General features: G+C 75.0%; 26 protein-coding genes and 2 pseudogenes. 14 read left to right on the top strand and 14 right to left on the bottom strand.

The features are described from left to right. Positions 1-48 precede the first annotated feature (48 nt). Positions 49-1,152 (bottom strand): ROK family protein, encoded by a 1,104-nt coding sequence (locus tag ACQP1P_RS30455; RefSeq protein ID WP_433075960.1) that lies wholly within the window; start codon positions 1,150-1,152, stop codon positions 49-51. Between the two features lie 42 nt (positions 1,153-1,194). On the opposite strand from ACQP1P_RS30455, the gene ACQP1P_RS30450 reads away from it, so the two are divergent. After that, positions 1,195-2,442 carry an MFS transporter gene (locus ACQP1P_RS30450; RefSeq protein ID WP_433075958.1) on the top strand — a complete coding sequence of 416 codons (1,248 nt, stop codon included), beginning with the start codon at positions 1,195-1,197 and terminating at the stop codon, positions 2,440-2,442. 30 nt (positions 2,443-2,472) lie between these two features. Here the strand turns inward: ACQP1P_RS30450 and ACQP1P_RS30445 are convergent, their stop codons facing one another. The 3 genes from ACQP1P_RS30445 to ACQP1P_RS30435 all read right to left on the bottom strand — a co-directional run bounded on the left by ACQP1P_RS30445 (position 2,473) and on the right by ACQP1P_RS30435 (position 4,221). Continuing rightward, a complete protein-coding gene (locus ACQP1P_RS30445; RefSeq protein ID WP_433075957.1) occupies positions 2,473-3,576 on the bottom strand; it encodes a hypothetical protein in 1,104 nt (367 codons plus the stop codon). Positions 3,577-3,604: 28 nt separating this feature from the next. Next, positions 3,605-3,817 carry a hypothetical protein gene (locus ACQP1P_RS30440; RefSeq protein ID WP_433075955.1) on the bottom strand — a complete coding sequence of 71 codons (213 nt, stop codon included), beginning with the start codon at positions 3,815-3,817 and terminating at the stop codon, positions 3,605-3,607. Positions 3,818-3,882: 65 nt separating this feature from the next. Then, positions 3,883-4,221, bottom strand: coding sequence for a hypothetical protein (locus ACQP1P_RS30435; RefSeq protein ID WP_433075953.1), 339 nt, complete (start codon positions 4,219-4,221; stop codon positions 3,883-3,885). Positions 4,222-4,247: 26 nt separating this feature from the next. Here ACQP1P_RS30435 and ACQP1P_RS30430 point away from each other — a divergent pair, with 26 nt between their 5' ends. The 3 genes from ACQP1P_RS30430 (at position 4,248) to ACQP1P_RS30420 (ending at position 6,731) form a co-directional block, all read left to right on the top strand. Further along, complete coding sequence (locus ACQP1P_RS30430; RefSeq protein WP_433075951.1) at positions 4,248-4,796, top strand: YciI family protein; 549 nt, start codon at positions 4,248-4,250, stop codon at positions 4,794-4,796. Between the two features lie 72 nt (positions 4,797-4,868). Continuing rightward, the gene (locus tag ACQP1P_RS30425; RefSeq protein WP_433075949.1) at positions 4,869-5,759 is read left to right on the top strand and encodes an SDR family oxidoreductase; all 891 of its coding nucleotides are present in this window, start codon (positions 4,869-4,871) and stop codon (positions 5,757-5,759) included. A 3-nt stretch (positions 5,760-5,762) separates the two neighbouring features. Continuing rightward, a complete protein-coding gene (locus ACQP1P_RS30420; RefSeq protein WP_433075948.1) occupies positions 5,763-6,731 on the top strand; it encodes a helix-turn-helix transcriptional regulator in 969 nt (322 codons plus the stop codon). A gap of 138 nt (positions 6,732-6,869) precedes the next feature. Here ACQP1P_RS30420 and ACQP1P_RS30415 read toward each other — a convergent pair whose 3' ends face one another. The 4 genes and pseudogenes from ACQP1P_RS30415 to ACQP1P_RS30400 all read right to left on the bottom strand — a co-directional run. Next, positions 6,870-7,265: a hypothetical protein gene (locus ACQP1P_RS30415; RefSeq protein ID WP_433075946.1), complete on the bottom strand. Its 396-nt coding sequence runs from the start codon at positions 7,263-7,265 to the stop codon at positions 6,870-6,872. An 80-nt stretch (positions 7,266-7,345) separates the two neighbouring features. Continuing rightward, on the bottom strand, positions 7,346-7,849 hold the full coding sequence (locus tag ACQP1P_RS30410) for an FBP domain-containing protein (RefSeq protein ID WP_433075944.1): 504 nt from the start codon (positions 7,847-7,849) through the stop codon (positions 7,346-7,348). A 208-nt stretch (positions 7,850-8,057) separates the two neighbouring features. Continuing rightward, a pseudogene (locus tag ACQP1P_RS30405) lies at positions 8,058-8,651 on the bottom strand (cellulose-binding protein); the annotation flags it as partial. 186 nt (positions 8,652-8,837) lie between these two features. Then, positions 8,838-9,956: pseudogene (locus tag ACQP1P_RS30400) on the bottom strand (lytic polysaccharide monooxygenase auxiliary activity family 9 protein); the annotation flags it as partial. 226 nt (positions 9,957-10,182) lie between these two features. Here ACQP1P_RS30400 and ACQP1P_RS30395 point away from each other — a divergent pair. The 4 genes from ACQP1P_RS30395 to ACQP1P_RS30380 all read left to right on the top strand — a co-directional run bounded on the left by ACQP1P_RS30395 (position 10,183) and on the right by ACQP1P_RS30380 (position 13,783). Beyond that, positions 10,183-11,361, top strand: coding sequence for an FAD-dependent monooxygenase (locus tag ACQP1P_RS30395; protein WP_433075942.1), 1,179 nt, complete (start codon positions 10,183-10,185; stop codon positions 11,359-11,361). 83 nt (positions 11,362-11,444) lie between these two features. Continuing rightward, positions 11,445-12,221 carry a hypothetical protein gene (locus ACQP1P_RS30390; RefSeq protein ID WP_433075940.1) on the top strand — a complete coding sequence of 259 codons (777 nt, stop codon included), beginning with the start codon at positions 11,445-11,447 and terminating at the stop codon, positions 12,219-12,221. Between the two features lies 1 nt (position 12,222). Then, complete coding sequence (locus tag ACQP1P_RS30385; RefSeq protein ID WP_433075938.1) at positions 12,223-13,143, top strand: serine hydrolase domain-containing protein; 921 nt, start codon at positions 12,223-12,225, stop codon at positions 13,141-13,143. Between the two features lie 82 nt (positions 13,144-13,225). Beyond that, positions 13,226-13,783 carry a hypothetical protein gene (locus tag ACQP1P_RS30380; RefSeq protein ID WP_433075936.1) on the top strand — a complete coding sequence of 186 codons (558 nt, stop codon included), beginning with the start codon at positions 13,226-13,228 and terminating at the stop codon, positions 13,781-13,783. On the opposite strand, the gene ACQP1P_RS30375 is transcribed toward ACQP1P_RS30380, so the two are convergent. Next, a complete protein-coding gene (locus ACQP1P_RS30375; protein ID WP_433075934.1) occupies positions 13,767-14,285 on the bottom strand; it encodes an N-acetyltransferase family protein in 519 nt (172 codons plus the stop codon). The two genes, ACQP1P_RS30380 and ACQP1P_RS30375, sit on opposite strands and share 17 nt — an antisense overlap. A gap of 11 nt (positions 14,286-14,296) precedes the next feature. Further along, complete coding sequence (locus ACQP1P_RS30370) at positions 14,297-14,857, bottom strand: helix-turn-helix domain-containing protein (RefSeq protein ID WP_433075932.1); 561 nt, start codon at positions 14,855-14,857, stop codon at positions 14,297-14,299. Between the two features lie 200 nt (positions 14,858-15,057). Here ACQP1P_RS30370 and ACQP1P_RS30365 point away from each other — a divergent pair, with 200 nt between their 5' ends. Genes ACQP1P_RS30365 through ACQP1P_RS30355 form a run of 3 tightly spaced genes read left to right on the top strand, consistent with a single transcriptional unit; the run spans position 15,058 to position 16,325 of the window. After that, positions 15,058-15,339: a hypothetical protein gene (locus ACQP1P_RS30365; RefSeq protein WP_433075930.1), complete on the top strand. Its 282-nt coding sequence runs from the start codon at positions 15,058-15,060 to the stop codon at positions 15,337-15,339. A 1-nt stretch (position 15,340) separates the two neighbouring features. Further along, a complete protein-coding gene (locus ACQP1P_RS30360; protein ID WP_433075929.1) occupies positions 15,341-15,655 on the top strand; it encodes a hypothetical protein in 315 nt (104 codons plus the stop codon). A gap of 43 nt (positions 15,656-15,698) precedes the next feature. Continuing rightward, the gene (locus ACQP1P_RS30355; protein WP_433075927.1) at positions 15,699-16,325 is read left to right on the top strand and encodes a hypothetical protein; all 627 of its coding nucleotides are present in this window, start codon (positions 15,699-15,701) and stop codon (positions 16,323-16,325) included. Between the two features lie 104 nt (positions 16,326-16,429). On the opposite strand, the gene ACQP1P_RS30350 is transcribed toward ACQP1P_RS30355, so the two are convergent. Then, positions 16,430-17,041, bottom strand: coding sequence for a GNAT family N-acetyltransferase (locus ACQP1P_RS30350; protein WP_433075925.1), 612 nt, complete (start codon positions 17,039-17,041; stop codon positions 16,430-16,432). A gap of 59 nt (positions 17,042-17,100) precedes the next feature. On the opposite strand from ACQP1P_RS30350, the gene ACQP1P_RS30345 reads away from it, so the two are divergent. Then, the gene (locus tag ACQP1P_RS30345) at positions 17,101-19,215 is read left to right on the top strand and encodes a methyl-accepting chemotaxis protein (RefSeq protein WP_433075923.1); all 2,115 of its coding nucleotides are present in this window, start codon (positions 17,101-17,103) and stop codon (positions 19,213-19,215) included. Here the strand turns inward: ACQP1P_RS30345 and ACQP1P_RS30340 are convergent. Next, positions 19,196-19,705, bottom strand: a complete 510-nt coding sequence (locus ACQP1P_RS30340) for an AAA family ATPase (RefSeq protein ID WP_433075921.1) — start codon at positions 19,703-19,705, stop codon at positions 19,196-19,198. The genes ACQP1P_RS30345 and ACQP1P_RS30340 overlap by 20 nt on opposite strands. A gap of 24 nt (positions 19,706-19,729) precedes the next feature. Between ACQP1P_RS30340 and ACQP1P_RS30335 the strand changes: the two genes are divergently transcribed. Further along, positions 19,730-20,626: a ketopantoate reductase family protein gene (locus ACQP1P_RS30335; protein WP_433075920.1), complete on the top strand. Its 897-nt coding sequence runs from the start codon at positions 19,730-19,732 to the stop codon at positions 20,624-20,626. Positions 20,627-20,656: 30 nt separating this feature from the next. Here the strand turns inward: ACQP1P_RS30335 and ACQP1P_RS30330 are convergent, their stop codons facing one another. Beyond that, positions 20,657-21,871 (bottom strand): MFS transporter, encoded by a 1,215-nt coding sequence (locus ACQP1P_RS30330; protein WP_433075918.1) that lies wholly within the window; start codon positions 21,869-21,871, stop codon positions 20,657-20,659. Between the two features lie 314 nt (positions 21,872-22,185). On the opposite strand from ACQP1P_RS30330, the gene ACQP1P_RS30325 reads away from it, so the two are divergent. Then, entirely contained in the window at positions 22,186-23,154 is a 969-nt protein-coding gene (locus tag ACQP1P_RS30325) for an ArsR/SmtB family transcription factor (protein ID WP_433075916.1), read from the top strand. A 133-nt stretch (positions 23,155-23,287) separates the two neighbouring features. Here ACQP1P_RS30325 and ACQP1P_RS30320 read toward each other — a convergent pair whose 3' ends face one another. Further along, positions 23,288-23,878, bottom strand: coding sequence for a TetR/AcrR family transcriptional regulator (locus ACQP1P_RS30320; RefSeq protein WP_433075914.1), 591 nt, complete (start codon positions 23,876-23,878; stop codon positions 23,288-23,290). Positions 23,879-23,929 lie beyond the last annotated feature (51 nt).

The raw sequence follows: 23,929 nt of genomic DNA, 5'->3' as shown, positions 1-23,929 counted from the left end.
GGCGGCGTTGAGCACCTGCATCGCCGCCCCGGCCGCATCCACAGCTCCCTAACCGGAGCCGCTGCCCAGTGACGGCGGGCCGTAGGCGGCGTTGAGCACCTGCATCGCCGCCCCGGCCGCGATCACGTCCCCGCCCAGCGCCGACACGGACACGGTCACCGTGAGCCAGTCGGCGCGGGGCACCTGGGACCGCACGGCCGAGTCGACCGCGGACACGTAGAGCGCACGATGGCGGAGCAGGTCCGCGCCCGCCAGCACCACGTGCCCGACATCGGTCGTCTGCAACAGGTTGACGACCCCGACGCCGAGCAGCCGGGCGGCGAGGGGCACGTCGCCGCCGGCCACGGCCGCGTCGTGCAGCACTTCGAGGCACCCGGACCGCCCGCACACGCAGCGCGGCCCGTCGAACTGCACGACGGTGTGCCCGAACTCGCCCGCGTTCGTGTGGGCCCCGCGATACGCGGCGCCGTCCAGCCACAGCCCGGCCCCGATGCCGGACTCGACCATGATGAGCACGCCGTCGCGGAAGTCACGGCCGCGGCGCCAGGCCTCCGCCGTCACGCCCGCGGTCACGTCCTTGTCGAGGTGCACCGCCGATCCCAGCCGCGCCGCCGCCAGGTCCCGCAGCGGTACGTCGTGCCAGTGCCGCAGCCGGTGCGCGTCGCGCACGATCCCGTTGGCGTGGTCGAGCGGCCCCACCATCCCGAGCCCCAGCCCGGCGATGCGCGCGGGGTCGACGGGGTGGCGCCGCAGCAGCCGCGCACGCGCCGCGCCGACGGCGCTCAGCAGCTCGTCGGGCGTGAAGTCGGCCGGCAACGGCTGCGACGAGCCGGCCAGCACCGAGCCGAGCAGGTCGGTGAGGACGAGCCGCACGCGGGTGCGGGCCACGTGCACGCCGATCGCGAAGCGGCTCGCGGCGACGATCCGGTAGATGGTCGCCGGCTTGCCGACCCCGCGGCGGCGCACCCCGCCCGGCTCGATCAGCCCCTCGGCGACCAGCCGCGCGAGCACCTTCGAGACCGCCTGCGGGGTGAGGCCGGTCGCGGCGGCGACGGCCGCCCGGTCGAACTCGGGCCGGGTCCGGGCGAGGCCGACCACCAGCGCGTCGTTGTACTCGCGCAGGTAGCCGAGGCCGGCGCCGGGCGTGTCCACGGCCACAGCCTATAACGCAACAGCGTTGCTAAAGTGTCCGGCGTGGATGACCTGACCGCGGTGCGTCGCTACACCGCACTGGCGGCCCTGTCCCTGGGCGGCTTCGGCATCGGCCTGACCGAGTTCGTGGCCATGGGCCTGCTGCCCGACATCTCGCGGGACCTCCTGCCGCGGCTGTACGCCGAATCGCCCGCCAGGGCCGTGGCGCACGGCGGCTGGATGATCACCGCGTACGCGCTGGGCGTGGTCGTGGGCGCTCCCACGATCGCGGCCCTCACCGCGCGGCTGCCCCGCAAGACCCTGGTCGTCGGGCTGCTCGGGCTCTTCACGTTCGGTACCGTGGCATCCGCTCTCGCCCCCGGGTTCGGCCTGGTGCTGCTCGCGCGGTTCGTGGCCGCCCTGCCCCACGGCGCCTACTTCGGCGCGGCCGGGCTCCTGGCGGCGGCCATCCTCGGCCCGGGCAGCCAGGCCAAGGGCTTCGCCGCGGTCCTCGGCGGGCTCACCGCCGCGAACGTCTTCGGCGTCCCGCTCGTCACGCGGCTGGGGCAGGCGGCCGGCTGGCGGCAGGCGTACCTCGCGATCGCCGCCATGTTCGCCCTCACGCTCGTGTTCGTCGCCCTCACCGTGCCCCGCCAGCCCGCCGACCCGGCCGGATCGCCGCGCGCCGAGCTGCGCGCGTTCCGCAAGCCGCAGGTGTGGCTCGTGGCGGTCACCGCGGCCCTCGGCTTCGGCGGGTTCTTCGCCATCGACAGCTACATCGCGCCGGTGACCACGCACGTCGCCGGGCTCGGCGAGAGCTCCGTGCCCTGGGTGCTGGTCGCGGTCGGCCTCGGCATGACGGTCGGCAACGCCCTCGGCGGCTGGGCGTCGGACCGCAACCTGCGCCGCAGCCTGCTGTCCGGGTTCGTCGTGTTCATCGTGAGCATGGCGGCGTTCGCGGTGCTCGCCCACAACCGGTACACGCTGTTCGCCGGCGCCTTCCTCATCGGTGCCGCCGGGCTGTTCCTCGGCCCGGCGATGCAGTCGCGGCTCATCGGGGTCGCGCCGGGCGCGCAGCTCATGGGCGCCGCGGTGAACCAGTCGGCGATGAACATCGCCAACAGCCTCGGTGCGGCGCTGGGCGGCCTGGTGATCGCGGCCGGCTGGGGCTACACCGCGCCGAGCTGGGTCGGGGTCGGCCTGGGCGGGCTCGGGCTCGGCCTGGCCGCGGTGAGCTTCGGCCTGGAGGCGCGCTCGTCCCGCCGCGCGTCCGCCGGGCGGCCGGAGGCGCGGCTTCAGCGGGTGCGGTAGCGCACGCGCGCCGGGTTCTGGAGAGCGGCTTCAGCGGGTGCGGTAGCGCACGCGCCGGGTCGGTCGGAAGGGGCCCAGGACCAGGCCCCGGTTCGCCCCGCCGCGCACCGCGAACTGGGCGCCGGGCCGGATCGCGATGCCGTAGATGCGCACCGGGCGGCGGACCTCGTAGAGCGGCGAGAACGGCGGCTCGAAGTAGCAGGTGTCGCCGACCTTCGGCACGTGGTACCACAGATCGCCCGTCTGCAGGCACGAGTCGATCTGGGCCTGGATCGCCAGCGTCGCGGCCGGGTTCGGGTCGGTGCGCCACATCTCGACGAGGGCGTGGCGGGCGTGCGGGTCCTGCTTCCAGCGGGTCAGGGTGGCCCGGTCGGTCATGCACCACACGTCGAAGCGCGGCCCGGCCAGCAGCGACGGCATCGCCGCGAGCTGGCCGACCCGGAACCACAGCTCCAGGGCGTGCTTGAGGTTCTGCTCGATGAGCTCGTGCAGCCCGGCGTGGTGGCGCCCGGTGCGCAGCCCGGCCGCGTAGTCCGCCGCCGCCGACGCCGCCGCCGTGTCCTGGTGCAGCCGGTTGACGGCGGACTCGTACTGCGGCGGCACTCCGGTCTTGACCAGCGCGTGCAGGGTCACCTCGACGTGCTCGCGCACCGGCGTCACCGCGGCCTGCAGCGCCGTGAGGTGCTCCGGCGGGCAGGTGGCCACCTCCGCCCACGCCGGCAGGGGCGCGGGCAGGACCGTGTGCATGGCGATGTCGTACTCCGGGTTGGCCCGCGCCTGCCGGGCCCGCGACACCCAGTCGCCGACCGCGTGCAGCCAGGCGGCCGCCTGGTCGTAGGTCACCGGCGGCACGTAGCCGGCGGTGCCCGGGCGCGCCGCGTAGTCCGCGTCGAGGAACGTCTCGCCGAGGGTCTGCAGCACGAAGGCGTTCCACGCCGCGAGCAGCTGGCTGGCCGCGGCCGGGGGCGCGTTCCACAGGCTCGGCAGCTGGTCGCGCAGCGTGTCGGCGGCCAGGATCTCGTCGTAGGCAGCCCGCCCGGCCGAGCGCAGGGCCTCCAGATAGACCGTGTCCCGCTCGCCCGCCAGCCCCGCGCGCAGGCGCGTCAGGAAACCGGGCTGCCGGGGGTCGGACACCCCCACAAGGTAACGCCTGGCGGCCACCTCAGCTGGCGCGCGCGGACGGGGTGTCCACCTCCGTGAGCTCGCCCATGTCGACCCCGGCCTGCGCCAACAGCTCCGCGACCCGCCCGATGGTCAAAAAGTCGACGATGTTCTCGCCGTGGATGAGGCGGTACCACCGGGAGCCGCTCCCGTGCCGCACGACCTCGACGCGCCAGGCGCCGCCGGGCGTCTGCATCGCGCCGATGACCTTCACGCAGCGAGGCTACTTCGCGGCCTGACCTGCACAAAGGGCGACTCGGCAACTACGCCGGTGTAATTTCAGTCCCCGGTGTTCGAGCGGGTCCCGGTGCCGCGCGGGCAGCGGCCGGTGCTCAGCACGGTGCCGGTGGTGGCGTCGAGCAGGACGTACGTGTCGTCGCGCACGATGTTCAGCCGGCCGCCGGGGCGCGGGATGCCGGTGCAGTAGCTCGGCAGCGGCAGCGGACGGCCCCCGCTGAACGGCACCGGCGCCGTGCCCTGCGGCAGCCCGGCGGCGAGGGCCAGGGCCAGCAGCACCAGCGCCCGCACGGCGGGGGTGCGCCGGCTGACCGGCACGCGGACCGCCGCCGGCCGCGAGTCCTCCGGGGCCGGCACCGCGTCGAGGTCGATGACACGCATCACCGTCGAGCTTAACCTTGGCGGCAATGTTCTACTTCGTGTACTGCGCCGACCGGCCCGGCTCCGCCGCGCTGCGGGACGAACTGGTCGAGGCGCACTGGGCGTACATGGACGGATTCGCGCGGCAGCTGTACGCGCGCGGCCCGACCCTCACCGCCGGCGGCGGGACCGCCACGGGCAGCCTGCACGTCGCCGATCTGCCCTCGGACGACGCGGCCCGCGCGTTCGGGGAGCGCGAGCCGAACTGGCGCGCCGGGGTGTACGCGTCGATGGCGTTGTACCGCTTCGACGACCTGCTCGGCCGGTCCATGTGGGCGTTCCCCGGCCCGGGCGGCCCCCGGTTCCTCGTCGTGGCCCTCGGCCCCGGCGACCCCGGCGCGCTCGACCGGGCGCGGGACGGGCTGATCGTGCTCGGCCACCTGCGCTCGACCGGCGACGGCGCGCCCGCCGGGGCCGCCGCCTGCGTGCAGGCCCCGGACGCGGCCACGGCCGCCGCGGCGCTGGCCGGGTTCGCGGCCGACGAGCTCACCGTCCGGCCGTGGCGCTTCGGCGGGCGCCCGGCCGCGGGGGACTGAGGCCGCCGGAGGGTCCGATCCGCGTCGGGAAGTCGGACGTACCCTGTCAGGTTTTCCTGCGAGGTTGGGGGCATGACCCAGAACCGCATCGCGTTCGTCGCCGGGGCCACCCGCGGCGCCGGGCGCCAGATCGCCGTCCAGCTCGGCGCCCTCGGCGCGACCGTCTACTGCACCGGCCGCACCACGCGGACGCAGGCCTCCGAGTACGGGCGGCCCGAGACCATCGAGGAGACCGCCGAGCTCGTCACCGCCGCGGGCGGCACCGGCATCGCGATCCAGGCCGACCACCTCGACCCGGCCCAGGTCCGCGCGGTCGTGGACCGCATCGACGCCGAGCACGGGCGCCTCGACGTGCTCGTCAACGACATCTGGGGCGCCGAGGGCATGTTCGCCTGGGACAAGAAGCTGTGGGAGGACGATCTCGAACGCGGGCAGCGGCTGCTGCGCCTGGCCGTCGACACCCACATCATCACCAGCCACGCGGCGCTGCCGCTGCTCGTGCGCAACCCGGGCGGCCTCGTGGTGGAGATGACCGACGGCACGGCCGAGTACAACCACCGCCGGTACCGTGTCTCCTTCTTCTACGACCTGGCGAAGGCCTCGGTGAACCGGATGGCGTTCGCGCTCTCCGAGGAGCTGCGGTCCGTCGGCGGCACCGCGGTGTCGGTCACGCCCGGCTTCCTGCGCTCCGAGCTCATGCTCGAACACTTCGGGGTCACCGAGGCGACCTGGCGCGACGGCATCGCCAAGGACGCGCACTTCGCGATGTCCGAGTCGCCGGTGTACGTCGGGCGCGGGGTCGCCGCCCTGGCCCACGACCCGGACAAGGCGCGCCACAACGGCGCGTCGCTGTCGAGCGCGGACCTGGCGAAGCAGTACGGCATCACCGACGCGGACGGCAGCGCGCCCGACTTCTGGGCGTACGAGCAGGGCGGCTTCACCCGCCCCGAGGACTACCGTTAGCCGGTGCGCTTCTCCCGGCTCATCTCGCTCGTGCTGCTGCTGCAGTCGGGCGGCTCGCGCACGGCCGCCGAGCTCGCCGCGCAGCTCGAGGTCTCCGAGCGCACGATCTACCGCGACATCCTGGCCCTCTCGGCCGCGGGCGTGCCCGTCTACGCCGAGCAGGGCCGGGCCGGCGGGTACCGGCTGCTGGACGGGTACCGCACCCGGCTCAACGGCCTGAGCCGCGCCGAGGCCGAGGCCCTGTTCCTGTCCGGGCTGCCCGGCCCGGCGCGCGACATGGGCCTCGGCGAGGCGCTGGCGGCCGCGCAGCTGAAGGTCGCCGCGGCGCTGCCGGACCCGCTGCGGGAGGCCTCGTCCCGCGCGCGGCAGCGCTTCCACCTCGACGCGCCCGGCTGGTTCCGCGACGCGTCACCGCCGCCGTTGCTGGCCGGGCTGGCCCGTGCCGTGTGGGAGGACCGCTGCGTGCGGGTCGCCTACGCCGGGCGCAAGGGCGAGGTGCGCCGCACCGTCGCGCCGCTCGGGCTCGTGCTCAAGAACGGGGTCTGGTACCTCGTGGGCCGCGCCGACGCCGGCCCGCGCACCTACCGCGTGGACCGCATCCGCTCGGCGACGATCACCGAGACGCCCTTCGATCGCGACGACGGGTTCGACCTCGCCGCGTTCTGGGCCGAGCGGGCGGCGGAGTTCGAGCGGGGGTTGCTGGCGGAGACGGTCACGGTGCGGCTGAGCCCGCACGGGCTGCGCATGCTGCGCTTCGCCGTCGAGGCGGTGGCGTACCGCGCGGCGGTGGACGGCGCCGGCCCGCCCGACGCGGCGGGCTGGGTCGTCGTGGCGCTGCCGGCCGAGTCCGCCGACGTCGCCTACTCCCAGCTGCTCTCCCTGGGCCCGGACGCGGAGGTCCTGACCCCGGTGTCGCTGCGGACCCGGCTGGCGGAGGCGGCCGCGCGCACGGTCGCGCTGTACCGCGCCTGACGCCCGCGCTCCTCCCGGCGCGTCAGACCTGCGCGTGCGGCGTCGCGCGGGCCGCGCCCGGGCGCGCTCCTCGCGGCGCGTCAGACCCGCGCCTGCGGCGTCGCGCGGGCCGCGCCCGGGCGCGCTCCTCCCGGCGCGTCAGACCCGCGCGTGCGGCGTCGCGCCCGGGCGCGTGACGTGCCGGTGCGCCGCGGCGTTGCGCCGGCGCTGATGCGACAGTGCCGCGACGAGCAGCGCCCACCCGTACCCGCCGGCCGCGAGCGCCCCCGCACTGACCGTGCCGTGCAGCAGGAGCGTGCCCGTGCCGTACACCGTGAGCAGCCCGGCCGCGGCCCACACCGCCGGCAGCGCAACGGCCGTCGCGGTGGGCCGGACCAGCGTGAGCAGCAGCGCCCACGCCGCCATGGCCGCGCCGAGCACGACCGCCGTGCCGTACCAGGGCAGCCGGAACCCGGCCACGACGAAGGGCACGACCGCCAGGCAGCCCGCGTACGCATACCAGCGCACGATCCTCGATGCTTCCCCGATCGCCATACGCTCAGGTTCCGCCGCCTCGATGTGACCAGCCTGAGGAAACCTGTGGATCTCCTCAGTCGCGGCGGGCATGCCCGGGCCTACCCGGCCGCGTCAGTGAGCCGGTCGAGGAAGGCCGCGAGCTTGTCGTTGAGGCGTTCGACCTGCTCCTCGACGGTGAGCGTCTCGTCCAGCCGCCCGCCGGTGCTCGGCTTGCGCAGCCCGCGGACGTAGAGCGAGCAGCCGAGATCGGTGCACAGGTACACGCCCACGGAGTCGCCGTTGCGCCCGGCCTTGCCCGTGCGGCGGCCGGTCATGAGCGAGACGCCATTGCCCGGATGCACGGTGAGGCACAGCGAGCACATCCCGCGCGCGAGGTATCGCCGCTGCTGTTGCGCCACGCGCAGCGACACGGCGACGAGGCGGCCGCCGTGCTCGGCGGCGAGGTAGGAGCGGTCGGGCGCGCCCGGGTCGCGCCAGCCCAGGAAGTCCAGGTCGTCCCACCGCCGCTCGGCGAGGTCGCGCGGCACGTGCGCGCGCTGGGCCTCGCCCTTGGAGCAGTTGACGAAGGCGGCGCGGAGGTCGGGTTCGGTGATCGGTTCCACGCCTTCGACGGTACGACTCCCTAATGCTCTTAGGCAAAGGATTAAAGCGCTTAGGCTCTCCGTCGGCTCGGGGCATTCGGACTCGTCGCCCGGCAGGGGACGCATCGGGAACGTCGCGGCGCGCAGCCTCCGGCTCTCGGGCCGAGCGGGAAAGCGCCCGGCCCGTCGGAGTGGCGGTTCCGACGAGCCGGGCGCGGTACCAGCGACGTCAGCAGCCGATGCGCGAGGCGCCGATCGCCACGTCGTCGTACCAGAGGGTGTCCGCCCCGTCGCCGTAGGCCTCCCAGCCGAGGCGCAGGTCGGTCACCTGCGGCTTCCACGAGCGCGCCAGCCACTGCTGGTCGATGTCCGCCGTCGGCGTGCCGTCCGCGGTCAGGCCGGGCACGGCCGTCCCGTTGAGCCACGTCGACAGCAGGCCGCGGCCGTCGACCATGAACTCCACGCAGTTCCAGGAGTTCACGGGCAGCGGCCTGGACTGGGCCACGCCGGCCGGGCTCTGCGCCGGCAGGGTGGCGTCGTCCGACTCGCGGTTCCACTGCAGGGCGCCGTTCTGCCCGCCCATGCGCAGGTCCTTGCCGCCGTCGCCGTTGTCCTTCAGCGCCGCGAACGCGACGTGCTGGGTCGGCAGGGCGGTGGTGTGGCGCACGTAGAACCGGCCGTACCACACGGATCCCAGGCCGCTGAGGTCCTTGGTCGGCTTCACCAGGACGTGGTTGCAGTAGCCGGCCTGGCCGTTGATGCGCACCGACTTGCCGCCGCTGTGCGCGACGGACGTGTCGACGGTGGCGGTGCCGGAGCCCTGGCAGTTGGCGAACGACGTGGTCCAGTCGCCGGAGACGGTGGTGCCGCTCTGGTTCTCGAACCCGTCACAGAACGCGGCCCCGGTGCACGCCGTGCCGCCGCCCGGGCCCGAGGGCGAGGACGAGGGCGACGAGGAGCGCGACGGCGACGACGAGGTGCCGGCGCTCGGCGACGCCGGGCTGCCGCCGTTCGCGGCGCAGGACAGCGTGGGCGCGGTGCCCGCGGTGCCGTTGGCGAGCAGGCCGAAGTTCGTGCTGCCGCCGGCCGGGACGGTCCCGTTCCAGGAGACGCTCGCGGCCGAGACCGCGGTGCCGGTCTGGGTGACCGTGGCGTTCCAGCCCTGGGTGACGGTCTGGCCCCCGGTGTAGTTCCACCCGACCTTCCAGGAGGAGATCGGCGCGGTGCCCGGGTTGGTGACCTTCACGTCGGCCTGGAAACCGCCCTGCCAGCTGCTGGTGACCGTGTACGTCGCCGTGCAGCCGCCGCTGCCGCCGTTGCCGGGGTTCGACGCCGACGCCGACGGGCTCGACGGGTTCGACGGCGGCTTCGAGGTCGGGCCGCCGGACGTTGGGCCGCCCGTCGGGCCGCCGCCGGTGCCGTCGCCGACCCCGGTGACCTGGCCGTTGCCGCCGTCGAAGGTGACGTCGGAGCAGCCGTAGAAGGTCTCCTGGCTGTCCGAGCGGGCCCAGACCGAGTAGATGATGTGCCGGCCGGACTTGGCCGTCGGCAGCTTCCCGGTCCAGTAGTAGTGCCCGTCGGTGGTGCCCGGCGAGCCCACCTGCGGCGGGTTGGTGACCTGCAGGAACGGCGTCGGCTCGAGGTCGGACCAGGTGATCTGCCTGCTCGGGTCGAAGCCGTCCTTGGTGACGTACAGCGAGAACGTGCCCGGGTGGGCCGCCCAGTTGCTGTAGTCGAACTCCATCGACGCGCCCGCGGTCAGGTGGGTCAGCGGCCAGTCGGTGCGGACGAGGTCGAAGCCCGAGAAGTCGTACACCTTGGCGTCGGCGCTGCACAGCTTCCCGTCCGGGATGAAGCCGGACGTGCGCCCGGCCCCGTCGGAGCGCAGCATCGCGAACCAGTTGTAGAGCGCGTTCGGGCCCATCTGCGCCACGGCCGCGGCGCACGCCGGGTTCTTCGGCGCGATCTGGCCCGTGGCGGTCAGGCCGTCCTTCCAGCACAGGTACTGGCGGCTGCCCGGCTGCATCATCGCACCGTGCGCGGAGGCCGGGGCCGCGAACACCGCGACCGAGCCGGTTCCGGCCAGGACCGCGGCAAACCACAGCGCGAGCCTTCTTCGTCGGTTCATGCCCACCTTCCATCCCATCGAGGGCAGTCCATTGACCGGATTGAAGGTCGCTGACCAGCGGATTGACAATTCCGAAACAGGTTTCGCACGCGAGTGCTGGCAAATGCGATGAAAGATTCATCACCGGACGCTGGAATCCTGCACGTGCGGATGGATAGGCTTCCGTCGCCCCGTGGGCCATTTGTCCGTGTCACATTGTCGATATCTCGTACACGTGGAGTATTCGATGGGTTCGTCACCGCTGCGCGTCGCCATCGTCGGTTCCGGCATCGGCGGGCTCGCCGCCGCGATCGCCCTGCAGGCCAAGGGGCACGAGGTCGAGGTGTACGACCAGGCGGGCGAGCTGAGCGCGATCGGCGCCGGCATCGCGCTCGGCGGCAACGGCATGCGCGTCCTGGACGACCTCGGCGTCGGGCAGGCCGCCCGGGACGTGGCGAGCAACCTGCAGCGCATCCAGTTCCACCACTGGCGCTCGGGCGAGATCTTCTACGAGCACCCGATGGGCGACTGGTACGACGAGCGCATGGGCGGCCCGTTCCTGGGCATCCACCGCGCCGACATGCACCAGGTCCTGCTCGACGCCTACCGGGGCACCCCGCACCTCGGCCGCCGCGCCGCCGCCGTGCACGAGGCGCCGGACGGCGCCGAGATCGAGTTCGCCGACGGCACCAAGGTCTCCGCCGACGTCGTCGTCGGCGCCGACGGGCTGCGCTCCGCGGTCCGCCACCACGTCGCCGGGCCCGACGAGGCCGTGTTCTCGGCCATGAGCTGCTTCCGCGGGCTCGTCCCGGCGCAGAAGGTCCCCGGCTCCGACTCGATGGGCCTGACCTTCATGCTCGGCCCGGGCCGGCACCTGGTGATCTACCCGGTCCGCGGCGGCGAGCTGATCAACTTCGTGGCGTACGTGCCGGACCCCGAATGGACCCTCGAGTCGTGGTCGTCCAAGAGCGAGCCGGCCGAGGCCCTCGCCGCGTTCGACGGCTGGAACGACACCGTCGTGTCGATGCTGTCCAACGTCGAGGAGGTCGGCCGCTGGGCGCTCTACGACCGCGAGCCGCTGCGCAAGTGGAGCACCGACCGGGTCACGCTGCTCGGCGACGCCGCCCACCCGATGCTGCCGCACGCCGGGCAGGGCAGCAATCAGGCCATCGAGGACGCCGCCGCCCTCGCGCACTACCTGTCCGCGGACGGGCTCCCGGTCGCCGAGGGGCTGCAGCGCTACGAGCAGCTGCGCAAGGCCCGCACCCGCCAGATCCAGATGGGCTCGCGCGGCAACGCGGCCTGCTTCCAGCTGCCCGACGGCCCGCCGGCCGACGAGCGCAACGCCCGCCTGCAGTCGCTGCCGGACAACGTGGCCTGGATCCACGGCTACGACATCTTCGCGGACCTGCGGGAGACGAAGTAGACCCCGAGCTCCCCGAGTGCCCGCCGGGGCTCGACCCCGGCACCCTGCCCGCCCGGCTGCACCGCTGGGCGGGCTCGCGGGCCATGCGGGACCTCGTCGCGGCGTTCGGCGGCGAGGTCCCGTCCGCGCCGACCGGCGAGCTGCTCGCCTGGCTCGACGCGTTCTCCGACGCCCACTGGAACTTCCGCGGCCGCCTCGGCGGGGTCGAGCGGGACCGGATTCGCGTCGACCTCCCGGTGCGGCTCGCGGCCGCGGCCGGGACGGCGGCCGCCGCGCTCGGGCTGACGGGCCGCGTCGAGCCGCCGCACGACGAGTACGCGCACGTGCTCGTCCTCGGCGGCCTGGCCCGCGCCTGCCTGCAGCGCACCGAGCACGCCGCCCGCCTCGCCGCCCCGCGCCGGGTGGGGGCGGTCGCGGCCCTGGGCAGCCTGCGGCCGCTCGGCCCCGAGGAGCGCGCCGTCCCCGGCGTCGAGGGCTGCCGGACGGAGGCGGACGCGCTCGCCGCCGGGGTCCGGGCCGCCTTCGGCACCGGCGTGCCCGTGCTCGTCGCCCCGCCGCGGGACCCGGCCGCGCCCCGGGCGAACACCGCGGACACCTACGAGCACTGGGCGGCCGCCGCCCGGCCGCGCGCCGAGGAGCGCATCCTCGTCGTCACCTCGCCGATCTACGTACCGTTCCAGCACTACGACGCGATCCGGATCCTCGGGCTGCGGTACCGCTGCGGCATCGACACCGTCGGCTTCGACCCGCAGCGCGCGAGCACCCCGCAGCCGCCCGCCGCCGCCGGCCCGGACCGCTGCCTGCAGGAGATCCGCTCCGCCATCCGCGCCGCCCGCGCCCTGCACGCCGCGGTCGCCTGAGATGTGGCTCGACGACCTGGCCGCCCGCGCGCCGATGCCGGCCGTCGCGGTCGCCGTGTTCGACCGCGAGCGCGTCCTGGCCCAGGCCGTGCACGGCATCGCCGACCTGGGCACCGGGCGCCCGGCCACGCCCGAGTGCTGGTGGGACCTCGCGAGCCTCACCAAGGTGCTCGTCACGCTGCCCGCCGTGCTCGCGCTCGGGCTGCCCCGCGACCGGCCGATCGGCCGGCTGTGGCCGCGCGCCGCGGGCACGCCGGCGGGCCGGGCGAGCATCGACGACCTGCTCGCGCACCGCGCCGGCCTGCCCGCCACGGTGCGCTTCCACGAGACCCTGCGCGGGCCCGCGATCGTCGACGCGGCGCTGGCCACCGAGGCGTGCGAGCCGCACCCGGTCTACAGCGACCTCGGGTACATCATCCTCGGCGCCCTCGTCGAGGACCTCACGGGACGCCCGCTCGACGGCGGCGGGCTGCGCCTCGGCGGCCCGGTCGGGCCCGCGGTCGCCACCGAGCACTGCCCGTGGCGGGGCCGGCTCGTCTGCGGGGAGGTGCACGACGAGAACGCGGCGGCGATGGGCGGCTACGGCGGCCACGCGGGCGCGTTCGGCACCCTCGAACTGGTGACCGCCGCGGCCCGCGCCGCGTTCGGGCCCACGCCGCCGTGCCTGGCCGAGAACCCGGCGGGGGAGCGGTTCGCGGCCGGGTGGTGGCTGCATCCGGCGCGGGGCATCGGCGGCCCCGGCGCCGGGCCGGACGGGTACGGCGCCTCCGGGTTCGTCGGCAACCGGATCTGGTTCGAGCCGTCGCGCGGCTACGGCCTGGTCGTGCTCAGCAACCGCGTCCACCCGGTCCGCGGGGACCGCCGCCCGTTCGCGCGGTGGTGCGACGAGCTGTGCACCCGGGCCGCCGCCGCGCCGCGCTGAACCGTCCTCGGGGTGCCGGTTCCGGGTCGCGTCCGGGTTTCGCCCGGATGTCCGGGTCGGCCCGGGCGACGACGCTCGTGGCATGACCTCCTCCTCGCTCGTGCGCACCGCGGCCGTGACGGCGCCGGTGCTGCTGTTCGGCTACGGCGTGCTGCGGCTCATCGACGGTCTCGACGGGCACCGCGACAAGGGCGCCTGGATGTGGAACACCGGCCACGTCATGTTCTTCGCCGCGATGGTGCTGCTCGGCGCGCTCGCCGTCGGCGCCCGCCGGATGCTGCCGGCGCGCGACTTCGGCAACCGGCTGGCCTCGAACCTGGCCGTCGTCGGCGCGCTCGCCGGGACGGCCGCGTTCCTGTGGGTCATCGCCGGCGACCTCGTGCCGTCGTTCGCCGGCGCCGCCCCGCTGCCCGGCCCGCTGTCGATCGCCGGCAACGCGGTCTTCGTGCTGGGCCTGGTGACCCTGCTGTTCCAGCTCGTGCGCGCGCACCGGCTGCCGGCCTGGAGCCCGGTCGCGGTGCTGTTCGCGTTCCTGCTGATCCCGGTGAGCCTCGAGCTGATCCCGGCCGCCGCGGTGCTGCTGGCCGCCGGCCTGCTGCCGCTGGCCGGCGGCCGGGCGCGGCTCAGCCCAGCCGCTTGAAGAAGAAGCTGCAGTCCTCCAAGGTCCCGGCCGGGTCGGTGGCATAGCCGGGGACGACGCCGTAGCGCGTCCAGCCCGCCGACGCGTAGAGCCGCTCGGCGGGGCTCCCGCTAGCCGTGTCGAGCAGCAGCAGCGTCGCGCCGGACCCGGCGGCCGCCGACTCGGCGGTGGCCAGCAGCGCGCGGCCCAGGCCGCGGCCGCGCGCCCGGCTGTGCACCATGAGCTTGAGCACCTCGGCCCGGTGCCGGCCGTTCGGCTTGGGTTCCAGCGCGAGGCTGACGGTACCGATGACGGCTTCCTGGTCAACCGCCGCCCAGACGTGCAGCGAACCGTCGCGCACGGCCGGCTCGCGGGTGCGCCACCACGCGGCGGCGTCGGCGGGGCCGAACGGGGCGCGGAAGCCGACCGAGGCGCCGTGCGCGACGGCGTCGGCGAGGACCTCGGCGAGGGCGTCGACGTGGCCGGGGTACACCCGCGGGGTCAGTCGCGTGATCGTGGGCATCGCAACCATCCTCAGGGCAGGACGATGAGCAGGACGTAGCGGACCGCCGCCGGCCCCGGGTTGACGAAGCGGGAGGGGCCCCACAGGCGGTACCGCAGGCAGTCCCCGGCCCCGACGGCGTGCACGGCGCCGCCGACGCTGAGCTCGAGCCCGCCCTCGAGCACCCACAGGTGGTGTTCGAGGCCCGCGACCGGCGGCTCCTCGTAGGCGATGTCGGCCCCCGGCTCCAGCACCGCCTCGACCACCTCGCCGCGCAGCCCCGGGTGCGGCGGGGAGACCGAGCGGCGGGTGAACCCGGTCGCCCGGTCCCGCCACACCGGTTGGGCCGCGGCCCGCACGAGCTGCGGGGGCTCCGGCTCGACCTCGGCGAGCAGGCGGGACATCGGCCGGCCGTACGCCGAGCACAGCCGGCCCAGCAGCGCCGCCGTCGGGCTGATCTCGCCGCGTTCGAGCCGGGACAGCGTCGAGCGGCTCACCCCGGCCCGCCCGGCGAGGTCGTCGAGCGACCAGCCCCGCTCGGCGCGCAGCTCGGCCAGGCGGCCGGCCAGCCGCGCCTCCAGCTCGTCTCCCATTTCCGGGACGATATCTCATATCTGGGATCAGCGGCAGTGGTGCCCCCACCCCGGCGTCGTCGTCCGCGACGCCATGGGCCCCGCGACGGCAGGGCCGGCTCGTTCACGCCGGGCGGGTGACGGCGCCTCACGCCCGCCCCGGCGAGCGTGGACCCCGTACCGGCAGCAGCCGGGACACACGCCGACGCGAGGAGACTTCCATGACCAGTGCGACCGCCGAGCGCCAGGAGACCGGCCCCGAGCATCAGGGCCAGGGCATCGAGCACCCGCTGGTGCTCGCCGCGCTCATGTCCCGCCGCGACGAGCACGAGAGCATGATCGAGCACCCGCTGATGCTCGCCGCGCTCGCCCGCCGCCGCCGCGGCCGGCGCTCCGGCATCGAGCACCCGCTGATGCTGGCGATGCTCATGAACCGCCACGACGAGGAGCACGAGGGGATCGAGCACCCGCTGCTGCTCGCGGCCCTGCTGGCGCGCCGCTGAGATGGCCGGCGACGAGAACGGGGGTCACGGCCCGGCCGAGGGCATGATCGACGACCTGATCCGCGACATCCTCAACGACGCCGGCCGGGCGACCCACGGCGCCGGCTCCCTCATGCCGCAGCTGCCACGCGGCGCGCCGCTGCTGGAGCGCGTGCTGCTCACCGAGGTGATGGCCGGGGCGCTCGCCGACGCGCTGGCCCCGGCCCTGGCCAACGCGCTCGCGCCGCGCATCCTGCAGCTCATGGACGGCGGCGGCTCGGAGCCGGCCAAGCGCACCGGCGGCACCGGCTCCCGATCGAAGACGTCCGGCAAGTAACGCGACGGGCCTCCCGGCGGTTGAACCCGTCGGGAGGTGGCACGTGCGGGCTCTCGGGGCGGTGGTGGCGGTCGTGCTCGGCGGCCTGGCGGCGGGCGTGCTGCCGGCCGCGGCGCAGACGGTGCTCGGGCAGCCACCCGGGACACCGTCCGCGCGGGAGCGCCTGCTGATGCTCGCCGCGGCCGCCGGGCCGGCCGCGGCCGACGGCAGCACCGGGCGGTACAGCCGCGTCCACCTCGTGCGCTGGGTGCGCTCCGGCACCGCCGTCACCCGCTTCGACAGCGAGCGGTGGCGCGCCCCGGACGGCTCCGGCCGCGTCGCCGAGCGGCGCGTCGACCCGCCCGGGCCCGGCTCGACCGTCGACTACTCCTCCGGCGAGCTGCCGATGCCCCCGGTGGACCCCACCGCCGACCCGACCGCGATCGTGACGTCCCTGCTCGACATGGTCGGGATCCGCTACCTCGACCGCCCCGAACGCGCCGCCGCCCTGCGCACGATCGCCGGGCTGCCGGGCCTGGCCACCGACGGCCGGGGCTTCTCCCTGCCGGTCGCGGCGACCCGCCTCACGATCGAGCTCGAACCGGACACCGGCGAGATCGTCGCCTGGCAGTACGGCGACGCCGAGCGCGTCGAGGTGCTCAGCCGCGAACGGGTCGACGCGCTGCCCTGAGCCGCGGGCGGGCCCAGGCCGCACGGCGCGGGTTGTGCGCGGTCCGAGGGGCGCGCATGTCGTACGCGTCGCCGGCGACGTGTGCAAGGCCCCCGACTGCGACGTCACCCGGTGCGCCGGTCCGGCGGCGCGGCCGGGTCCCGCCGCAGGTCCTCGGAGATCAGGCTGTAGACGGCCATGTCCGCCCGGGTGCCCTGCCGGGTCGGGGCGAGGCTGCGCAGGACGCCTTCGAACCGGAACCCGGCGGTCTCGGCGGTGCGCCGCGACGCCGCGTTCGCCGTGTCGGCCTGCAGGTGCACCCGCCGCAGGCCGCATTCGGTCAGCGCCCACCGGGCCACCGCCGCCGCGCCCTCGGCCGCGTAGCGCCGGCCCCGCGCCCACGGCGCCGTCCAGTAGTGGATCTCCGCGGTGCGCGCCTGCCAGTCGGCGCCGAACAGCGACACGTGCCCGGCCAGCCGCCCGCCGGCCCGCGGCACCAGCGCGAACCCGACCCCCTTGCCGTCCAGCCGCCGCTGCTCGATGCCGCTCGTGCACCAGGCGACCGCCGTGGCCAGGTCCGCCGCCGCGTACGGGTAGCCGACCGGCGCGCCGTCCACGAACGCCGCGTCCTGCCACGCCTCGTGCACGTCGGGCGCGTCGGCGGCCGTGAACGGGCGGACCAGGAGCCGTTCGGTGCTCAGCACGGTGCGGGGGAAGGTCTCGGCGGGCCGCGGCATGCCCGAAACATAGCTCGTGTCCGGCTCAGGTCCCGTCCCGCGGTGCCGATCGGGCCGGTATGCAACTGCGTCATCGGCTGCTGGCGCTCGGCGTCGGCGGCACGGTCGTCACCGCGCTCGTGCTCTTCGGGGTCGGCGCGGTGGAGAGCAGCCGCTTCGGTGACGACGCCCGCACCAGCGTGTCGGCGCTGTCGCGCAACGACCTCGACCACGTCTCCGAGGGCGTCACCCGGCTCGCGACCGCGGTCGGCGACGGGGTGCAGGACAGCGTCGACCGGGCCCAGCAGGCCGCGACCGCCGAGCTCGGGCGGCTCGGCGGGATGCGCCTCGCCCCGCAGACCGTCGCCTGGACCGCGACCAACCAGCTCACCCAGGCGACGAGCACCGTCGTGCTGCCCCGGGTCACCGTCGGCGGCACCTGGCTGGGCCAGAACCGCGACCTCGACACGCCCACCCCCGTCGTCGACGACATCCGCGGCACGGTCGGCGGCACCGTGACCATCTTCCAGCGCATGAACGCCGCCGGGGACCTGCTGCGCGTGGCCACCAACGTGCCGAACAAGTCCGGGCAGCGCGCGATCGGCACCTACATTCCGGCCGTCGCCGCCGACGGCACCGCGAACCCGGTCGCCGCCGCGATCCGCGACGGCAAGCCCTACCGCGGGGTCGCCCTCGTCGTCGACACCTGGTACGTCACCGGCTACGACCCGGTCAAGGACGCCTCCGGGGCCGTCATCGGCGCCATCTACTACGGCGTGCCGCAGGCCGACGCGATCGCGAACCTCACCCGGACCATCGCCGAGACCAAGGTCGGCACCAACGGCTCCGTCGCGGTGTACTCCACGAACACCACCGACCGCGGCCGCGTCATCGCCTCCGACATCCCGGCCGACGTCGGCCAGGTGCGCCTCGACGCCAAGGACGCGGCCGGGAACGCCTACGTCGACCAGATCACCACCGAGGCCCCGAAGCTCGCCGCCGGCGCCGCCTGGCACGCCACCTACCGCCTGCCGGGCGCGACCGGGACGCCCGCGGCCGGCAACGACGTCACCGTCACCTACTACGCCCCCTACAAGTGGGCGATCGTCACCCGCGCCTACGGCCCCGACGCCGACGCCCTCACCGGCACCCTCGACAAGGGCCGCCGCGGCATGCTCATCACGTTCGCCGTCGCCGCCGTGCTGCTCGCCCTCGTCGTCGGCGCGGTCGCCTGGTACTGGGCGCGCCGCGTCGCCGGCCAGCTCGCCGGGCTCACCGGCGCCCTCGCGCGCGTCGCCGAACGCGACCTCACCACCACCGTCGACGCCCGCGGCGACGACGAGGTCGGCCGCATGGGCCGCGCCCTGAACACCGCCGTCGGGGAGCTGCGGGGGCTGCTGGGCGAGATCAGCGGTACCGCCGGCGAGGTCTCCTCCTCGGCCGCCCAGGTCGCCGCGGTCGGCGACGAGCTCGGCGGGGCCGCGGCCGGGGCGGCCCGCCAGGCCGGCTCCGTCGCCGAGTCGGCCCGCGACGTCACCGGCAACGTGCACACCGTCGCCACCGGCTCCGCCGAGATGGCCGCCTCCATCAGCGCCATCTCGCGCAACGCCGACGAGGCGGCCCGCGTCGCCCAGGACAGCGTCCAGCTCGCCCGGCGCGCGACCACCGTCATGGGGCAGCTCGGCGACTCCAGCGCGCAGATCGTCGACGTCGTCAAGGTCATCTCGGGCATCGCGGAGCAGACGAACCTCCTCGCGCTCAACGCCACCATCGAGGCCGCCCGGGCGGGGGAGTCCGGCAAGGGCTTCGCGGTGGTCGCGGGCGAGGTCAAGGAGCTGGCGCAGCAGACCGCCCGCGCGACCGACGACGTGACCTCGCGCGTGGCCGCGATCCGGGCCGACACCGAGGGGGCGGTCGCGGCGATCGACGCGATCACGGAGGCGATCGACCGGGTGAGCGAGTACCAGCGCGCCATCGCCGGCGCCGTGGAGGAGCAGACGGCGACGACGGAGGAGATGCAGCGCAACGTGCAGCGGGCGGCCACGGCTTCCGGGGCGATCGCGGCCGACATCGACGGGGTGAACAGCAGCGTGGCGACGGCGCAGCGGGCGGTGGAGACGTCGCGGGCGGCCGCGTCTCGGCTGAACGCGAACGCTGCCACGCTGACGGCGCTGGTCAGCCGATTCCGGCTATGACCGCCTTGATGCGCTCCGGCAGTGGTGCGGGCGGGATGTCCACGAGGGTGTAGCCGAGCCGCCGGTAGACGTCCTCGTGGATCCGCTCGAAGCGGCGCGAGTCCTCGAGGCCGATGCGCCGCGCGGCCGTCGGGACGATGAAGTCCATGAGCCGGACGAAGAAGACCGTCCGTTCGTACCCCCCTTCCTGCTCGGCCGCGCTCGTCAGCTCCCGGCTCGGCCGCGCCCCGAGGTACTCGGCGAGCGCGAGCGTGCACACCGGCGACCGGTCGAAGATCTGCAACGCCCCGGTCGCGCCCGCGTGCCGTTGCCGCTGAACGTGCAGAATCCGCGCGAGAAACGCCGCCCCGTCCTGCTCGATCTCGGGCGTCTCGGCGATGACGTCGGTGGCGGCCTCGTCGACGACGGTGTACCCGCGCTCGCGCAGCGCGAGGGCGATGGTGGTCTTGCCGGCTCCCGGGGCCCCGGTGAGGATGAACCTGCGGGTCATGGCGGCTCCTTGAGGTTGGTGGGCATGGTTTCGGTGGCGATCGTCGGCCCCGGCGGGGTCGGCGGGCTGGTGGGTGCGCTGCTGGCGCGGGCCGGCGAGGACGTGGTGTACGTGGCCCGGCCCGAGACCGCGGCGGCGCTGAACGCGCACGGCATCGCGGTGCACAGCGTGCGATTCGGAGATTTCACCGTGCCGGCGCGGGCCGTGACGGTCCTGACCGCTCCGGCTGCCCTGGTGGTGGTCGCGACGAAGGCGACGACGCTGGACGACGCGCTGGGGCGTGTCCCGCAGGACGGTGCGGACCTCATTCTGCCACTGCTCAACGGCGTCGACCACATGGGGCTGCTGCGCTCGCGCTACCCGTCGGCGCGCGTGGTGGCGGGCTCGATCCGGGTGGAGAGCACGCGGGTGGCGCCCGGCCGGATCTCCCACACCAGCGACTTCTGCCGGGTGGAACTGGCCGGCCCCGGCTCCGGCCCCGGCTCCGGCTTTGGCCCTGGCTCCGGTGTCGCGGAGATCGCCGCCGTGCTTTCCTCGGCCGGCCTGGACGTGATCGTCCGCGACTCGGAGTCCGCCCTGCTCTGGGACAAGATGTCGCTGCTGGCGCCGCTGGCCCTGATCACGACGGTGACCCGCTCGAGCGTGGGCGCGGCGCGGGAGATGCGCCGCGCCGATCTGGTGGACATCGTGGCGGAGGTGGCGGCGGTGGCCCGGGCGAACGGCACACGGACGGACGCGGCGCGGATGCTCGACGTCATCGACCAGATCCCGGCCCCGATGAAGTCCTCCATGCTGCGCGACGCGGAGGCGGGCCGCCCCTTGGAGCTGGACGCGATCGGCGGCGCGGTACTGCGCGCGGGCCAGGCGGCGGGCATCCCGACCCCGGCCACCGCCAGGGTGGTCGCAGAGCTTCGGCAGTGACCACGATGCGTTGCTTCGATCGATGATCGATTAGATCAGCGCTGGGTGCGGTTGCGTGGGCGCGGCGCCGTCGGGGGCGGCCGGGGCGCTCGGGCGGCGGAAAGCCCGCGCCAGGAGCAGTGACACCGCGATCGAGGCCACGGCTATCGCCGCCATCGCCCGCCCCGGCGGCATCAGCTGCGCCACCGCGCCGGCCAGGGTCGCGCCCACCGCCTGCATCGTGAACATGCCCGAGCTGTGCAGGCCGAGGGAGTGTCCGCGCAGCTCCGGCGGGGTGAGTTCGACCAGGCGGTCCTGGAGCAGGAGGCTGCCGCAGTAGCCGATCGAGGCCACCGCCGCCACGATGATCGCCGCCCACACCGGGGGAGTCGCGGCGAAGAGCAGGTACGGCACGGCCAGCAGCAGCTGCACCGGCGTCGTCAGGGGGCGGCGGAGGCGGGCGGGCAGGAGCCGTCCCGCCAGCACGTCGCCCGCGAGCATGCCCAGAGCCGCGGCCACGAACAGGGCGCCGGCGGAGCTCGGGGAGTACGGGACGAACAGCGCCTCGCAGCCGACGATCAGGCCGTTGGGCACCCACAGTCCAATGTAGACGGCGCGGCGCGCGGGGGAGGACAGCAGTTCGCGGTTGCCCCGCCAGGTGGCCCGGATGGACGGGCGGCCGGCCGCGCGTGGAACACGAGGGGACAGGCCCAGGCGCGCCACGATCGCGGCGAGCAGGTTCAGGGCCGCGCCGATGAGCAGCACCGACGACGGGCTCGCGGCGGCCAGGAGCAGGCCGCCGGCCGCGAACCCGGCGATCTGCATGGCGCCGACGGACATGTTGAGCAGGGAACGGCCGAGGAGGTACCCCTGCGGCGGCACGATCTCGGAAAGCAGCCCGAAACGGACACCGCCGCCGATCGAGGCGGCCAGGCCCTGGACCAGCACCACGGCCAGTACCGCGCCGGTGGGCAGGCCCGGCAGCGCGAGCGCGGCGGTGGTGAGCGCGGTGAACGCGGCCAGGCCGGTCAGCGCCGCCCGGGGCGGGAGCCGGTCGGTCGCGGACAGCAGCGTCGCCGCGCCGACGACCTGAGCGAACGAGCTGCCGAACATGCTCAGTGCGGACAGCAGGGGCGAACCGGTCCGGCCGTACACCAGCGTCGCCAGGGCGATGCCGCTCACCGTCTGGGCCGCGACCTGCGCGGAGACGGTGGCGAACAGGGCTCGGAACTCGGCCGCGGCGAACAGCTCGCGATACGTGCGCATGACGGGCAGTCTGCGGGAGCGCGACCCGGCGGCCGAAGAGTTTCGCGGAGGCACGAAACCAACGGCGAACGGGCGACCGAACCAACGGCGAACGGGGCGACCGAACCGGCCGCGAACGGGTGGCCGAGCCGCCGGCGAACGGGTGCCGGGCCGACGGCGAACCGGCTCCCGGGCCGATGGCGATCGGGTGCCGGGCCGACGGCGAACCGGCCCCTGGGCCGATGGCGATCGGGTGGCCGGGCCGGCGGCGAACCGGCGGCCTAACCGGACACGAACAGGCGGCCGTACAGTTTCGTTCGGGGGCGAAACGAACCATGGGGCTCTGGCGGATCGACGCGGACGTGCTGGCGAGCAGCCGGTTCGTCGTGTCGCCCATGGCCGAGACCGTCGGCGGGCTCGCCGCGCTCAACGGCCAGCACCGCGTCTCGGCCGCCCAGCGGGAGTGGCTCGCCGACTCGCTGCCCGCGTTCCGGGCGCGCTGGGGCGCCGACGACTTCGCGCTGCCGTTCCTGCGCGACGCGATCCGCCCCGGCTGGCTCGCCGACTTCCTGGTCAAGCCGCCGCGGTCCGAGGCGCCCGGGTTCGCCGACGACCTGGCCCGCGTCGCCGCGACGACCGACGACCAGGCCCGCCGCGACATCCTCGAGACGCTGGACCGCCCGCTCGCGCCCGTGCTGCTCGAACCGGGGCTGGTCGAACGCGCGGTGGAGCTGCTCGACTGGGTGTGGCGGCACATGGTACGGCCCGGCTGGCCCCGTCGCCGCCGCGTGCTCGAGGCCGATATCGTGGCCCGCACCGACCGGCTGACCTCGGGCGGCTGGGCGGCGGTCCTCGACGGGATGCGCCCCGGGATGCGCTGGCTCGGCGACGGGCGGCTGCAGATCAACACCTACGACTACCCGCCCCGCGACGTCAGCGGCAGCCGCCTCCTGTTCGTGCCGACCACGGCCTATCGAGGCTGGGTGAGCTGGGAGGAGCCGGGCGACGTGCACGCGGTGATCTATCCGTGCACGGGCTGGCTCGCGCAGGACCCGGATGTCGCGGCGCCCGATGCCCTCGCCCGTCTCATCGGGCCCGCCCGCGCGCGCATTCTGACACTCCTGGCCGCACCGAAGAGCACGACGCAGCTCGTGGCCCTGACCGGCCTCCCACTGGGTTCGGTCGGCGGTCACCTGCGGGTCCTGCGCGACGCGGCCCTGACCGCGCGGCGCCGGGCCGGCCGCTCGGTCCTCTACTACCGCACCGACCTCGGCGACGCCCTCTGCACCGGCCACGCCGAATAGGGGTGAATAGGAATGCGCGGCGCGGTGCAGAGGGCGCCGGCCGAGTGAGTGTGCGGCGCGGGGACCACAGGGCGCCGGCCGAGCGAACGGGCGCGTGAATGAGCCGGCGAGTGGCCGGGCGAACAGGCAGTGGTCAGGCGAACAGGTACCGCAGCAGCAGTGTCTTCAGCTCGCGCAGCACCCACGGGTCCCCGTCCGGGTCGCTGCGGAAGGCCTGGTTCAGCATGAACTCGGTCAGCCGCACCGCCAGGAGCAGCCGCCGGCTCAGGTCGTCGCTCGCCGTCACGCCGTAGTGCTCCACCAGCGCCGTCCGCAGCCGCTCCGCGAGCTGCTCGTCGTTGCGCGCGCCCGAGCCCGGGGTCATGCGCAGCGTCTGGCTGCCCAGCGAGACCTGCCGGAAGCCGGGCTCGGCCCGGAAGAACTCCGCGAACGCCTCGACCACCCGGTCCACCAGCTCCGCGGCCGTCGGCGGCGGGGCGGCGAGCTGGCCGTCCATGAGGTCCAGCACCTTGTCCAGCCAGGTCGCGGACAGGGCGTAGAAGATCGCGTCCTTGTCCGGAAAGAAGCGGTACACGGAGCCGACCGAGACCCCGGCCCGGTCCGCGATCTGCCGGGTGCCGATGTCGTCGAACGGCAGCTCCTGCAGCAGCGCGGCGGCCGCGGCCAGGACCCGGTCCCGCTTGTCGCGGCTGCGCTGCTGCTGGGGTTCCGACCGCGTCTGCATGATGCCGCCGATTGTCGCACGCGGGGCTTGACGGCGCCGGATATCTGAACC

Source organism: Dactylosporangium sp. CA-052675, assembly GCF_050947935.1.
Lineage (GTDB): Bacteria > Actinomycetota > Actinomycetes > Mycobacteriales > Micromonosporaceae > Dactylosporangium.
This window is presented reverse-complemented; position numbering and strand designations above follow the sequence as displayed.